The 13,962-nt window shown below is 68.9% G+C and carries 13 protein-coding genes; all 13 read left to right on the top strand.

Annotated elements, in window-relative coordinates; all coding sequences use genetic code 11:
• The first annotated feature begins 9 nt into the window (after positions 1-9).
• Complete coding sequence (locus tag NQO67_RS16810) at positions 10-939, top strand: amidohydrolase family protein (protein WP_255950804.1); 930 nt, start codon at positions 10-12, stop codon at positions 937-939.
• 37 nt (positions 940-976) lie between these two features.
• A complete protein-coding gene (locus NQO67_RS16815; RefSeq protein WP_255950805.1) occupies positions 977-1,879 on the top strand; it encodes a chlorinating enzyme in 903 nt (300 codons plus the stop codon).
• A gap of 35 nt (positions 1,880-1,914) precedes the next feature.
• A complete protein-coding gene (locus tag NQO67_RS16820; RefSeq protein WP_255950806.1) occupies positions 1,915-2,196 on the top strand; it encodes a hypothetical protein in 282 nt (93 codons plus the stop codon).
• 43 nt (positions 2,197-2,239) lie between these two features.
• Positions 2,240-3,184 carry a beta-ketoacyl-[acyl-carrier-protein] synthase family protein gene (locus NQO67_RS16825; RefSeq protein WP_255950807.1) on the top strand — a complete coding sequence of 315 codons (945 nt, stop codon included), beginning with the start codon at positions 2,240-2,242 and terminating at the stop codon, positions 3,182-3,184.
• An 88-nt stretch (positions 3,185-3,272) separates the two neighbouring features.
• The gene (locus NQO67_RS16830) at positions 3,273-3,728 is read left to right on the top strand and encodes a GNAT family N-acetyltransferase (protein WP_255950808.1); all 456 of its coding nucleotides are present in this window, start codon (positions 3,273-3,275) and stop codon (positions 3,726-3,728) included.
• 93 nt (positions 3,729-3,821) lie between these two features.
• Positions 3,822-4,772 carry a hypothetical protein gene (locus NQO67_RS16835; protein WP_255950809.1) on the top strand — a complete coding sequence of 317 codons (951 nt, stop codon included), beginning with the start codon at positions 3,822-3,824 and terminating at the stop codon, positions 4,770-4,772.
• A gap of 441 nt (positions 4,773-5,213) precedes the next feature.
• A complete protein-coding gene (gene asnB / locus NQO67_RS16840) occupies positions 5,214-7,043 on the top strand; it encodes an asparagine synthase (glutamine-hydrolyzing) (RefSeq protein WP_255951020.1) in 1,830 nt (609 codons plus the stop codon).
• A gap of 54 nt (positions 7,044-7,097) precedes the next feature.
• Positions 7,098-7,964 carry a TauD/TfdA dioxygenase family protein gene (locus tag NQO67_RS16845; RefSeq protein ID WP_255950810.1) on the top strand — a complete coding sequence of 289 codons (867 nt, stop codon included), beginning with the start codon at positions 7,098-7,100 and terminating at the stop codon, positions 7,962-7,964.
• Positions 7,961-9,571 (top strand): GMC family oxidoreductase, encoded by a 1,611-nt coding sequence (locus NQO67_RS16850; RefSeq protein WP_255950811.1) that lies wholly within the window; start codon positions 7,961-7,963, stop codon positions 9,569-9,571. Before NQO67_RS16845 ends, NQO67_RS16850 begins: the two co-directional genes overlap by 4 nt.
• A gap of 55 nt (positions 9,572-9,626) precedes the next feature.
• Complete coding sequence (locus NQO67_RS16855) at positions 9,627-11,027, top strand: DUF8614 domain-containing protein (RefSeq protein ID WP_255950812.1); 1,401 nt, start codon at positions 9,627-9,629, stop codon at positions 11,025-11,027.
• On the top strand, positions 11,027-11,719 hold the full coding sequence (locus tag NQO67_RS16860; protein WP_255950813.1) for a class I SAM-dependent methyltransferase: 693 nt from the start codon (positions 11,027-11,029) through the stop codon (positions 11,717-11,719). Before NQO67_RS16855 ends, NQO67_RS16860 begins: the two co-directional genes overlap by 1 nt.
• A gap of 121 nt (positions 11,720-11,840) precedes the next feature.
• Entirely contained in the window at positions 11,841-13,133 is a 1,293-nt protein-coding gene (locus tag NQO67_RS16865; protein WP_255950814.1) for a diaminopimelate decarboxylase, read from the top strand.
• Positions 13,130-13,960, top strand: a complete 831-nt coding sequence (locus tag NQO67_RS16870; RefSeq protein ID WP_255950815.1) for a 2,3,4,5-tetrahydropyridine-2,6-dicarboxylate N-succinyltransferase — start codon at positions 13,130-13,132, stop codon at positions 13,958-13,960. The genes NQO67_RS16865 and NQO67_RS16870 overlap by 4 nt, the downstream gene beginning before the upstream one ends.
• The last annotated feature ends 2 nt before the right edge of the window (positions 13,961-13,962 follow it).

The following is a 13,962-nucleotide window of genomic DNA, read 5'->3' on the forward strand; positions in this document are numbered from 1 at the left end:
GCCCGGTTCATGAGCGACCGTACGGAGATCATCGACTTCCATTGCCACATCGCATCGGAGATGTGTTTTCCGCGGTCCTTCCAGAGCGGTGTCGTGGACAACATGACGGTGGCCCTCCAGAGCAAGGGCCTGCCGGTGACCAAGGACAAGGTCGCACGGATGCACGCCGGCACCCTCCAGGACCCGCTCTGCGACGAGCTGGTCACGCAGATGGACGAGGCCGGCATCAAGAAGTCCGTGCTGCTCATCCCGGACTTCACCTACGCGCTACGGGACAGCACGCACAGCATCGCCGAGGTCATCGACCACCACAGAACGGTCGTCGACCGCCATCCGGGCCGGTTTTTGGTGTTCGTCGGAGTCGACCCGCGCTGGGGCGCCGAAGGCCTCGAACTCTTCGAGAAGTCGATCGTGGAGTACAAGTTCGACGGAATGAAGCTCTATCCGCCGTGCGGCTACAAGCTCTCCGCCGACGAGCTCTACCCGTTCTACGAGATCTGCGCGCAGTACGGCATTCCGGTGCTCTCGCACATCGGGGCCACCTCGCCGGTGCTGGACTTCGAGATCGCACAGCCGATCTTCGTGGACAGGGCGGCCAAGGACTTTCCCGGAGTCGACTTCGTCCTGGCGCACGGCAGCGTGCACTATCCGGACGAGTGCGCCATGTTGTGCAACAACCGGCCCAACATCTACATGGACGTCAGCGGGTACGAGGCGGCCGGCAGCGCCGCGCTCAACCGGCTGTTCCGGCGTGGCATCACGCACAAGGTCCTCTTCGGCACCGACTGGCCGGTGTTCCGGCTCCAGGGCCGGCAGATCGACCTCATCGAGAAGTTGACGAAAGAGGACGCGTTCCCCGAGTCGATGTCCGACGCCGACCGGGAGCTGTTCTTCCACAAGAACGCCGCTCGCCTGCTGGGCAAGAAGAAGCTCACGTGAGCACCACGACCTGCCGACCGCAAAAGGGGTAAGAAGAGTGACGCAGACCACGTCTCTGGGACTGACCAGCGAGCAGGTGGAATTCTTCCGGGAAAACGGGTACGTGGGACCCTTCGACCTGTATCCCGCGGAACAGGCGCCGCTGTTGTGGAACCAGGCCATGATCGAGATGGTGACATCCCGGAACAAGCCGCACAATTCCACGGTCATCAACTACGACCGGCACCTGGACTGCAACACGCTGTCCCAGCACATCAGCCGCCCGGAGATCGTGCACAAACTCCGCAGCCTGATCGGCGACGACATCCTCTGCTGGAAGTCGAACATATTCCAGAAGCAGCCGGGTGACGCCGGAACCGGCTGGCACCAGGTCGAGGCGTTCGTGGTGGGCGAGACCACCACGGCCGTGACCCCGTCGCTGAAGTACACCGAGGAGACGTCCTACCTCACCCAGGAGCTCACCGTCTGGACCGCGTTCTCACCGGCCAGCGTGGAGAACGGCTGCCTGCGTTTCCTCCCCGGCAGCCACAAGAAGTGGTACTACGACGAGTCCAAGCCGCTCACCCGCAACGTGCAGAGCAAGTCCCACGACTTCTTCGGATACGACTACTCGGAGAACAAGCTCGACAAGGACTGGGATCCGAACCAGGAAGCCATCGTCGACATGGCCATGCAGCCCGGCCAGTTCGTCATCTTCCTCGCCAAGACCATCCACGGCTCGCGGCCGAACATCAGCGACGTGACCCGGCTGGGTTACGCGTCACGCTATGTGGCGCCCTCCGTGAAGGTCTACGAGGACGTCGACTCGCTCAGCGAGTTCGGCGACACCATCAGCCTCGACTACCACGGCTGCGTCCTGGTCTCCGGGGAGGACAGGTTCGGGCACAACCGGCTCCACCAGCAGAACCTGAACGGTTTCCCCTTCCGCAAGGCCGACTGATGAGTGCCGTATCACCATCCGACCAGGAGACCACCGTGTCCGACGACGAGTACCTGAAGACGTTCGTGGACTTCCTCGGCACCCAGCCGGGCCTTCCCGACCTGACGTACGAGGACGTGGCCCGCGCGAAGACCAGGGACGAGCTGGGCATCAGCTCGCTCGCGATCATCCTGGTCCTGGTCAACTACCTCAAGGAGCGCACCGGCGACACGGTCACCCTCCAGCCGGAGTGGGTGTCCAGGCTCCACGACGTCGACGGGATCGTCTCGGTGATCCGGCTGATCGAGGAGGCCCGTCCGACCGAGGCGTCGGCGTGACCCACGCCGTAGGACACGGGAGAGCCATGAGAGCAGGAGAGCCATGAGGGCCTCGCAGGATCAGGACGGTCACCACGGCCGGGTCGGCATCGGCGCGTTCGCCCGGGTCCTGGGCGACGTGGTGGGCAAGCCGGAGGACGTGCCGGACTTCGACGCGTTGTGGCAGGCGGCGTCACCGGGCGCGGAGTTCGCCACGATGGGCTGCGGCACCTTCCGGAAGATGTCCGGACCGGTGGACGGATACGTCGTCGAGTCGATTCGGCGGACCCTGAAGGAACAGGAGGTGGCCGCGGCCGAGGTGGACCGTGTCATCTTCGCCACCAGTGACGCCCTGCTGGGCGATCTCGGCCCGGACTTCGCCGCGCGGGTGCTGCGCACCATGGGCATGTCGTCGTCCGTGCCGCTCGTCCTGTCCTACCAGCAGTGTTGCAGTTCGCTTGCGGCGCTGAGCCACGGCTGGGAGCTGTTACGCGACGAGCGGGTGGCCCATGTCGTCCTGGTGTTCCTGGACTACACCCGCGACGACCGCGAGCGGATCCGGCCCTTCGCACTGTTCTCGGACGCCGTCACCAGCTGCCTGATCAGCCGGGCACGCGCCGGCACCGTACGGCTGCTGGCCTCCGCGGTGCACACCGACGAGGCCGGGCTCAGGGGCGAGGACTCCTTCGCCTCACGGCAGCAGGCGGCGCGCGCCGTCCTCTCCGAGGTCTTCGAGGACAGCGGTAGGGCACTTCAGGACGTGGCGAAGGTCTTTCCGACCAACCTCTACTGGCCGGTGACGGTCTTCAACGCGGCAGCCGCCGGAATCACCCGGGAGAAGCTGCACTTCGCCGATACGCTGCGGTCCTACGGGCACTGCGGAAACTCCGACTGGCTGATCAACCTGGCCGACCACCAGGACCGGGTCGGCATCCGGCCGGCGACGACGTACCTGGCACAGGCTTCGGCCCCGGGGTTCTTCGCCGGCGCACTGCTCGAAGGAGTGTGAGGGCGCCCCGGCCCACCGCGGCCGGGTCGCCCGGGCATCCCTGGCACCGAACATCCCTGCACCGACTCATTCGAAAAGGCACGCGTACATGAAGATCGCCGTCGATGACCTCTCCGGCCCGGACATTGCCGAATTCCTGGCGGAACACGTCCGGGACATGCGGGCCATCACGCCCCTGGAGAGCAAGCACGCCCTCGATCTCGACGGGCTGCGCCGGCCGGAAGTCACCTTCTGGTCCGTGTGGGACGCGGACGTGCTGGTGGGCTGTGGTGCGCTCAAACGCCTCGACGACCAGCACGCGGAGATCAAGTCGATGCGCACCAGGCCGGTCCGCCAGCGCAGCGGTGTGGCGTCTCACCTGCTGACCCACATGATCGCCGAGGCCCAGCGCATGGAACTGCGCCAGCTGAGTCTGGAGACCGGCGCCACCGAGCACTTCGCCCCCGCTCGGGCCCTGTACACCAAGTTCGGCTTCGCCTACTGCCCGCCGTTCGCCGACTACAAGGAAGACCCCAACAGCGTCTTCATGACGCGCACCCTGTAGCCCACCCGTCTCCCCCCACCACCCTCAAGGGAGCGCTCCGCGCACTTCCCCAGCCTGGTGCCATCGCCCCGCGCGATTCGAAAGGGCCGAGCCATGACGGACGACATCCACTCCTACGACCGCGACCTGTACGGCCGGCTCTTCCTCAACTGCTACCAGCGGCAGGCCCTGGTGATGCTGGCCGAGCGGGTACCGGACGTGCCCCTGTTGTTCCATCGGTGTCTGATCAGCACGGACGACCTGCTGGACCAGGTCGTCCGGCTGCAACGGCCCAAGTACGACTTCACCAGCCGGATCTGCTCCGCCGACGACCTGGCGCTGATCGGGCTCGCGCGCGCTGACACCACGTTCGCGAGCTACGCGGAAGCCCGGCCCCTGCTGAAGGAGAGCGTCAGCAGGGACGGGTACGTCATCGTGGTCGGGGACGTCTTCTACTGGCCGCACTGTCCCGAGTACCGGACCCGGCACCTCATGCACACCGTCATCCTGCGCGACCATCACGCCGATTCCGGGGAGTGGTCGATCATCGACGACAACCCCGCCAGCGTGCTCTGCGCCTACCGGTACCCCGAAGAGCTGATCGCCGACGGCTTCGACAACGGCGAGCTGCGCGAGGTCAGGTCCTTCACCCTGCGGCCCTACGACCCGGGCGAGGCGCACCGCGGCACCCGGGAGTCGTTCTCCGCGCTGCTGGCGGACCACCGGGACAGCTGGACCCTGTTCTGCGAGGTCGAAGCCATCCTGGACAGCCCGTGGACGGCACGCGAACGCGCCATCGCGGCCCTGTACGACGTCTTCTCGCTCTACCAGGGTTCGCGGATCGCCCTGCGGGCTTATCTGCACCGGGCGTTCGGCGACGAGGCCGCGGGGACCCTGCTGGACGGTGCGGTGCAGCAGGCTGCCGGTGTCCAGAACGCCCTCCTGCTCGGCAAGGTCACCGGGGCGGTGGACCCGGCCTGGCTGGCAGGCGCCTGCCGAGGCCTGCGGGAGACGGAGGAAAAGCTGGTGGACCGGGTGCGAACGCTCGACAAGGAGGCTGCCTGAGCCTCCCGTCACCCGGGACCGGGGCCCGGCATCATGCTGCCATGCAGCTTGATGCTCGGCGTTGACGAGCCGGTTCCGTTCTCCGGTCTGGCAATCTGATCGGGCGATCCCGGGTCTCCCGGGCGCATCCGATGTGTCGTCATTGTTCTTCTGCGCAGGCCTTTCTGCGCAGGCCTTTCTGCGCAGGTTTTCTGCGCAGCCACGGCAGGCACCCATGGCGTGGCCACGGCACCGCACCTCTCGGCTCCTGGTCCGGTTCTCCCCGCACTTCTGCGCCCCCAGCACGAACGTCACGATCAGCGTGCCATCGCGGTGATCGACAGCACCCGCTGCCCTGCCTTGACGCGGGCACCTTTGCGCCGCCGGCCCCATGGCCGTGGTCGGTACGGCGCGCGCTACCGAAAGCACGAAGAACTCGGAGGTGATCGAGTGAGTGGCTTGGTGGGCTGGATCGATTTCCGGCGCGATCTGGGGGTGTCCAGCGACATCCTCCACACGATGACGGAAACGATGCAGCACCGAGGCCCGGACACCAAGGACGTCTGGGTGTCCCAGCACGCGGGGATCGGTCACCGCGGGCTGACGACCTCCCACTCGACCGAGCACGCCCGACCCACCCGCATCGAGACCGACGCCGGCACGTTCGCCGCGGCCCACATCGGGGAGCTGTACAACGCCCCTGAGCTGCGGCGGGACATCGAGGCGGCCGGCGGCGCCGTGCGCACCGCACGGACCTCGGAACTCCTGGTGCGGGCCTACGAACTCTGGGGCCGGGACTTCGTCACCCGGGTCGACGGCGCCTTCGCCTTCGCCCTGTGGGACGGCCCCCACCGCCGCGTGCTGCTGGGCCGCGACCGGCTGGGCATCAAGCCGCTCTACTACGCCCCGTACCCCGACGGCCTGCTCTTCGCCAGCGAGCCCAAGGGGATCATGGCCAACCCGCGGTTCACGGCGCGCCTCGACGTCCACAAGCTGCCGCTGGTCCTCCAGCCACGGCTGGCGCTGCCCGGCGAGACCCCGCTGGTGGGACTCCACGAGGTGCGCCCCGGCCACGTCCTCGAATGCTCTGAGACGAGCCGGCACGAGTACCGGTACTGGCAGCTCACCAGCCGGCCGCACCACGACACGTTCGAGCAGACCGCGCAACGCGTGCGCGAGCTGCTGGGCGACGCCGTCGGCAGCCAGCTGGCCACCGGTGTCCCGATGGGCGCCATGCTCTCCGGCGGGGTGGACTCCACATCGGTGGCCGCGCTGGCCGTGCGGGCCCTGCGGGAGCGGGAGCCGGACGCCGCCCTGGACACGTTCTGCGTGCAGTTCGAGAGCGACCCGGCGCACTTCGTGTCCACCGAACTCCGCCCCGACGTGGACGCACCCTACGCGGCCCTGGCCGCCACCTACCTGGACACCCGGCACCGCACGCTCACCGCGTCCGTGGAGGACCTGCTGGACGCCGTCCCGGCCACCCGCAGCGCCCGTGACCTGCCGGGCTGGGGGCAGTTCGACGCATCGATGTACCTGCTGTTCCAGCAGATGCGCCGGCACTGCACCGTCGCCCTGACCGGCGAGGCGGCGGACGAGGTCTTCGGCGGCTACCCGTACTTCTTCAAGACGGAGTTGCTCCAGCGGCCGCAGTTCCCCTGGCTCTTCGACGGCCCGAAGCTGTCGGACTGCCTCTCGCCGGAGCTGACCGCGCTGATCGACCCGCAGGAGGACGAACGCGCCCGGTACGCCCAGCTGATCCGCAGCGTCCCGCGGCTCGCCGGGGAGGACGCGGCGGACGCCCGGATACGGGAGGTCTTCTTCCTGGGCCTCTCCGGGCCGCTCTCGGTGATCCTGGACCGCAAGGAGCGCATGAGCATGGCGAACGGTCTGGACGTGCGCGTGCCGTTCTGCGACCACCGGCTCCTCGAGTACGTCTGGAACGTGCCGTGGTCGCTGAAGTCGCGCGGCGGGGTCAAGGGGCTGCTGAAGGCGGCCATGGGCGAGCTGCTGCCGCCCGAGACCGTGCACCGGAAGAAGAGCGCGTATCCCCACGTCCAGAGCCCGCGCTACGACGAGGGCATCATCCGCGAGGCGTCCCGCGTCGTGACGGACAAGGACTCCGTGCTGGCCCCGCTCTTCGACGCCGCGCGCCTGGACGACCTGATCCAGCGGATCGGCGCCAACCGGATCAGCGCGGAACTGCCGGGCGGTTCGAACCCCGCCGCACTGCTGATCCAGCTCGTCGAACTGGACCGCTGGGTCACGGACTACCAGGTGTCCCTGCCCTGACGGGTGTGCCCACCCCGGACCAACGCGTCGAGAAGCCCAAGGGAGTCCCCCCTCATGCTCGAGCTCGTCCCCATCACCGAAGGCATCGGCACGGAAGTGCGCGGCGTCGATGTCACCGGACACATCTCGGACCGCGATTTCGGCCGTATCTACCAGGCCTGGATCGACACGACCATCCTGCTCATCCGGGGCCAGCACATGACGCCCGCGCAGCACGTCGCCTTCACCCGCCGGTTCGGCGAGGTGTACGCCTACACCCGGTCGAAGTTCGACCATCCCGAGCACCCGGAGATCCTGGTCCTGTCGAACATCGTCCGCGACGGCAAGCCGATCGGGTCGGCCTACAGCGGCCGGGTCTGGCACACCGACGGCCACTACCTGACCGATCCGCCCGCCGGATCCATGCTCTACGCCCTGAAGGTCCCGCCGGTCGGCGGCGACACCTGGTTCGCGAACATGCTCGGCGCCTACGACGCCCTGCCGCAGCACGTCAAGGAGCGCATCGACGACCTCAAGGTCGTGATCAGCCGGGTGCAGTCGCGGCCGTACAACTATCCCGACCGGCCCGCCCCGACCGCGCAGGAGATCGCGGAGTGGCCCGACGTGCCCCAGCCGCTGGTGCGGGTCCACGAGGAGAGCGGCCGTAAGGCGATCTACGCCGGCGGAAACGTGCCCTGGCGCATCGAGGGCATGTCCGAGGACGAGAGCCGGCCCCTGGTCACCTTCCTCCAGGAGTTCTCCGTGCAGCCCCGGTTCACCTACCGGCACCGGTGGCAGCCGGGCGACATCGTGCTGTGGGACAACCGCAGCGCGATGCACCAGGCCACGCCCTACGACTACACGGCACACCACCGCCTGATGCACCGCACCACCGTCGCGGCGCCGCACGCCGCGGTGCCGACGGGCAGGGCGGCGTCATGACCACCTACGACTACATCATCGTCGGCTCCGGCGCGGCCGGCGCCGTGCTGGCCGGGCGGCTGACCGAGGACCCGCTGATCAGGGTGCTGCTGCTGGAGTCCGGCCGGGAACGGCGCAGCCCCCTGCTGACCATCCCCGCCGCCGAGACCATCCTGATGGGCAACCCCAAGTACGACTGGTGCTTCTCGACCGACGCCGACCCGACGATCGACGGCCGCAGCGTGGCCATTCCCCGGGGCCGGCTGCTCGGCGGCTCCAACGCCATCAACGGCATGATCTTCGTACGGGGCCAGCGCGAGGACTACGACGACTGGGAGCGGCTGGGCAACCCCGGCTGGTCCTGGTCGCACGTGCTGCCGTACTTCCGGAAGATGGAACGGGCCCCGCAGCTCGGCGGTCGCACCCGGGGCCTGAACGGACCCATCTCGGTGGGCCCGCCGCGGGAGCGCGACCGGCTCTGCGACGCCTTCCTCACCGCCGCCGCCAAGGCCGGCTACCCGGAGAACCGCGACTACAACTCCGGTGACCAGGAGGGCTTCGGCTACTACCAGGTCAACCACCGGGCCGGGCGCCGGTCGTCCGCCGGGCGCACCTACCTGAAGGAGGCGCGCCGCCGGTCCAACCTGGAGCTGCGCACCGACGCGCACGTCACTCAGGTGCGCTTCGACGGCACCCGCTGTGTCGGGGTGACCTTCCGGCAGGGCGGCATCGAGCGGCAGGCCGACTGCGGCCGTGAGGTGATCCTCAGCGGCGGCACCGTGCAGTCGCCGCAGCTGCTGGAGCTGTCCGGCGTCGGATCGCGCCAGGTGCTCGCCGACACCGGCGTGCCGCTGGTGCACCATCTGCCGGGCGTGGGGGAGAACTTCCACGACCACTACGCGGCCCGGCTGCGCTGGCGGGTGCAGGAGCCCATCACGTTCAACGAACGCTCCCGCGGCCTGGGCCTGGCGCGTGAGGTCGCCGAATACCTGCACACCCGCAGGGGGCTGCTCAGCCTGCCCATCGCGCTCGGCTTCGGCTTCGTGCGCACCTCGGACGCGGAGGAGCGGCCCGACATCCAGTTCCACTTCGCACCGGCGAGCTACGGCGAGGGGTCCAGCCGGCGGCTCGACACCTCGCCCGGGATGACGCTGGGCGTCTACCCGCTGCGGCCCGAGTCGCGCGGCTCGATCCACATCCGCTCCCGCGAGCCGCTGGTCGCGCCCGCCATCCGGCCGCGCTTCCTGTCGGCCGAGTCGGACCGGCGGCGGCTGGTGGCGGGCATCCGCATCGCCCGGCGCATCGTCGAGGAGTCCAGCCTGGACCGCTACCGGGGCTACGAGCTGAAACCCGGTCAGCAGGTGCAGAGCGACGACGAGCTACTGGACTACGTGCGGGCCCACGGGGACACCTCGTACCACCCGGTCGGCACCTGCCGGATGGGCGAGGACCCGCTGGCCGTGGTCGACGAACGGCTACGGGTGCGGGGCGTGCACGGGCTGCGGGTCATCGACGCCTCCGTCATGCCGGTGATCGTCTCGGGGAACACCAATGCCGCGAGCATGATGATCGGCGAAAAGGGCGCCGACATGGTCCTGGAGGACCACAAGAAGGGATCGCGCCCCTAGGGGCGCCGCCCCGGACCGAATGTTGTCTCCTCTGCATTCCCGGATGGACGTTCTCGTGTCTGAAAAGCTTGAAGTCGACCGTTTCGACTACACCACCAATCTCGGCCGTGCGAGCTCCTATCGCGAATACCGCAGCGCCTTGTGGCCACCGTCGGACCGCTACACGCTCGCCCAGCTGAACCTGGCCGACGCCACCCCCGATCTCGGCGAGGAGTTCCTGCGCGGCCTGGCCGCCCTGAAGTCGGCGGTCGAGGCGGAGTGGCAGCGGACCAAGGACGTCGGCGTGCCGGCCCGCCGCCGTTTCAACGATCCGACGTCCACCGCGGACGCCATGCGGGCCGTCGGCGCCCGGCTGCCGGGCGAGGCGGACCGCCGGGCGATCGAGCTGCGGGCCAACGCCGTGCAGCACGGCTACACCGACGACATCCTCCAGGAACTCGCCGCGCTCACCGAGGAGTTCACCGTCGTCGCCGGGCAGGTCTCCACCTTCTACGGCAAGGAGGTCAAGGGCCTGCCGACGGCCTTCGCCTGCCGGGGTGACGCCGAGGGCCAGGCCGTGGTGACCAAGGCGCTGGAGGACCAGGACGAGGTCGCCGGCTATCTGCGCAGGCTCCATGCGGACCTGCGGCTGGGCGACCTGCCGGCGTTCGGCGCCGCGCAGTTGTTCTTCATGGCCGGCGAGGGAAATCACCACCCCAAGCACATCGCCTATTTCCTGCCCGAGGACGAGGGCGTCAAGTACTCCCCGTTCAAGAAGACGTACTACTTCCGCAACAGCCACCACGCCATCCTGAAGCACATCTCCGCCCCCCTGGCGGCGGAACACATCGAGGGCGACAGCGTCTTCGACCCGGCCGACGCACGCTTCGACGCCATTCCCATGCTGGGGGTGCTCAGCCATGAGCTCGGCCATTTCGTGCACCGCCCGCACACCGACTTCAAGGAGCTGAACGCGGCCGACCGGTGGGCCTCCGTGGTGCTCCAGGAGACCGCGGCGGACGTCTTCGGCATTCTCATCCTCGCGGATGTGTGGGCCGAGCGGTTCGGCATCGCGCAGGCCGATGTCGTCGCGTACTACCTCGCGGAGTGCCTGCGCTATGTCGACCGTGGCCTCGGCCACTTCCCCGACAGCGACGGCATGTTCCTGCAACTGGGCTACTTCCGCCAGCTGGGCGCGCTCACCGCGGAGCCGGGCTCGGCCCGGATGTCCGCCGACTCCCAGGTGGTGCTGGCCGGTCTGCGGTCCCTGGCCCGGGTACTGGCCGACACGCTGCTCGCCGGTGCGGCGGCGCCGTCCATCGCCCTGCACACGGCCTTCGGCCCGGCTACCCCCGCCCCCCTTGCCGCCCTGATCGAGGCCATGCGCCGGACCCCGTTCTCTTCCGTCGAATACGGCCAGGAGCACATCTACCTCCCGCGCCGCCCGTCCGCACGCCCCAAGGAGATGCCGAGCTGATGCAGTCCACACAGAACCTGGACGCGGTCCGGGACTACTACACCACGGTGCGCGCCGTCGGCGAGGAGCACGCCACCATCTACGACATATGGGAGAAGGGCGGTGCGTTCAACGACTCCATCACCCCGTCCACCTTCACGCCCGAATACCGCTCGCACATGGTCCTCAAGCTGCTCTCCCTGACCACGGACGGTGCGAACATCTTATCGCTGGGCTGCGGAAACGCCTTTGTCGAAGGGGTCGTCGCCAAACTCGACCGGCGTCTCAAAGCCATCGACTGCAACGCCGAGGCGGTCGCCCTGGCCCGGCGGAAGAACGTCGACGCCATCACCGCCGACTACTTCGCCCTGGAGTCGTCGTACGCGGCGGGCGTGGACGCCATCTACGCGGATGGATTCCTCGGCCACCTCTTCGACGCCGAGCACCACCTGAAACCCGCCCTGGAAAAACTGGTGGCCCTGAAACTGAAGTCCGGCGCCCATCTGGTGTTCTCCAATGACGCGCCGGCCGACCCGGAGGTGGAGTTCGCGCCGCACCCGCGGGTCGAGGACTTCTGGTTCATCGCCAAGGACTATCTCCAGGAGCAGCTGACCGCCATCGGTCTCGCCTCGGTGGAGAGCTACTACTTCCCGTACATGCGCCCCCTGAGCGGCATGCGCAACCGCACCATCTGCGTCGCCCGGGTCCCGTGACGATCGCCCCGGCTCCGTGACGATCCTCCCGCACTGCCCGGAACGGGCTCCCCCACTGCCTTGAGGGCGTGGGCGGTGCCCCCGTCCGGTGTCCCACCCACGCCCGCGAGAAGAGGCAGACGTGCCGATAGCAGAGGGATTCGCACAGCGGCTGCTCCCCGTGCTCGAAGAGCTCGTGGCCGCCTACGGCACCCCGTTCCACATCTATGACGCCCAGGGAATCGTCGACACCCACCGCAGCATGGTCAGCGCCTTCGGAACGGAGCCGTTCCGGCAGTACTTCGCGGTCAAGGCGCTGCCCAACCCTGCCGTGCTGTCGATGCTGCTCGACGAGGGCAGCGGCCTGGACTGCGCCTCGCCGACCGAACTGGCGCTGGCCGACCAGGTCGGGGCCGGTGGCGAGGACGTCGTCTTCACGTCCAACAACACCGCGGGCTGGGAGTACGACCTGGCGCGCACGGCCGGCGCGCTGATCACGTTCGACGACCGTGTCATCTTCGACAGGGCCGAGCCGCTGCCCGAGACGGTCGCCTTCCGGGTCTCCCCGCACGGTCTGGCCCAGCGCTCGAAGCTGATGGGGGACGCCGCCGGCACCAAGTTCGGGGTGCCGGTGGCGGAGCTGGCGGACGCCTACCGCGCGGCCCGGCGCCGCGGCGTCACCCGCTTCGGCATCCACGGCATGACCTTCGCCAACGAACTGGACGTCGGGCACGCCGGCCGGTCGTCCGCCGCCGTGGTCGAGTGCGCCGCCCGGGTCGCCGAGGAGGTCGGCATCGCCTTCGACTACATCAACGTCGGAGGCGGTCTGGGCATCCCGTACCGGCCCGGGGAACGGCCCGTGGACTTCCGGGCGTACGCCGACGTGATCCTTGCGGCCCGGCGGCGTTGCTTCCCCGACGGCACGGCCCCGCGGATCCTGATGGAGTGCGGCCGGTACGTGACCGGACCGCACGGCGTCCTGGTGACCCGGGTGGTCAACCGGGTCCGCAAGGGGCGGGACATCATCGGAGTGGACGCATCGATGTCATCTCTGATGCGCCCCGGGTTCTACGGCGCGTATCATCACCTGACTTTGCCGTACGCCACCGGGCGCCCCGAACGGGCGTTCGACGTCGTCGGCTCGCTCTGCGAGAACATGGACAAGTTCGCCGTCGACCGGACGCTGCCCGAGCCCCACGAGGGCGACATCGCGCTGATCCACGACACCGGCGCCCACGGGCACGCCATGGGCTTCACGTACAACGGCCGGCTACGGCCGGCCGAGTTGCTGATGACGCCCACGGGGGAGGTGGTCGAGATCCGGCGGGCCGAGGACTTCACGGACTACGTGGCAACGGTGCGCTGGCAGCCGAAGCCGGTACTGGCCGCGCCGTCGGCCATGCCTTCCGCCCAGCAGGCAGGAGACCCCAGGTGAGTGGTGTGATCGACTTCGCCCTGATCGAGTCCGCCTTCGAGCGCCGTACCGAGCTGACCGAAACGGAACTGAAGGCCCTCGGCCCGCAGGTCGAAGCGGGCATCGCGGCGCTCGACCGCGGCGAGTTACGCGCGGCCGCGCCCGTCGACGGATCCTGGGTGGTGGACACCCGCGTCAAGAAACTGATCCTGCTCTCCTTCCTGACCCGGCAGAACACCTCGGCCGAGTCCGGCGCCGGACGGCCGAGGACCTACGACAAGGTGCCGCTGAAGTTCGAGGACTGGCAGGACCCGGACTTCGAGAAGGCCCGGGTCCGGGTGGTGGCCGGGGCCGTCGCCCGGCGCGGCGCCCACCTCGGCCCCGGCGTGGTCCTGATGCCGTCCTTCGTGAACATCGGGGCGTACATCGGCGCCGGCACCATGGTCGACACCTGGGCGACGGTCGGCTCCTGCGCGCAGATCGGCGAGCGGTGCCACATCTCCGGCGGCGCCGGCATCGGCGGCGTGCTGGAACCCCTCGGGGACAGCCCGGTCGTCATCGAGGACGACGTGTTCCTCGGGGCCCGCAGCGAGATCGCCGAAGGCGTCCGGGTACGCCGCGGGGCGGTGATCGGCATGGGCGTCTTCCTGGGCCGCTCCACCCCGGTGATCGACCGGGCCACGGGCGAGGTCCACCACGGCGAGGTGCCCGAGAACGCCGTGGTGGTCGCCGGCTCACGCGCCGACGCCCGGCGCCCGGAGCTGTCGATCTACTGCGGCGTCATCGTGAAGTACGCCGACGAGCGGACCCGCGGCAAGACCGCGCTCAACGACCTGGTGCGGGACTGAGG

Origin of the sequence: Streptomyces odontomachi (genome assembly GCF_024435355.1) — a bacterium.
Classification (GTDB): domain Bacteria; phylum Actinomycetota; class Actinomycetes; order Streptomycetales; family Streptomycetaceae; genus Streptomyces; species Streptomyces odontomachi.

Excerpts from the sequence above, each read along its gene's own strand:
- NQO67_RS16845 (WP_255950810.1), top strand. The coding sequence starts at position 7,098 with ATGCTCGAGCTCGTCCCCATCACCGAAGGCATCGGCACGGAAGTGCGC.
- NQO67_RS16835 (WP_255950809.1), top strand. The coding sequence starts at position 3,822 with ATGACGGACGACATCCACTCCTACGACCGCGACCTGTACGGCCGGCTC.
- NQO67_RS16825 (WP_255950807.1), top strand. The coding sequence starts at position 2,240 with ATGAGGGCCTCGCAGGATCAGGACGGTCACCACGGCCGGGTCGGCATC.
- NQO67_RS16850 (WP_255950811.1), top strand. The coding sequence starts at position 7,961 with ATGACCACCTACGACTACATCATCGTCGGCTCCGGCGCGGCCGGCGCC.
- NQO67_RS16860 (WP_255950813.1), top strand. The coding sequence starts at position 11,027 with ATGCAGTCCACACAGAACCTGGACGCGGTCCGGGACTACTACACCACG.
- NQO67_RS16830 (WP_255950808.1), top strand. The coding sequence starts at position 3,273 with ATGAAGATCGCCGTCGATGACCTCTCCGGCCCGGACATTGCCGAATTC.
- NQO67_RS16810 (WP_255950804.1), top strand. The coding sequence starts at position 10 with ATGAGCGACCGTACGGAGATCATCGACTTCCATTGCCACATCGCATCG.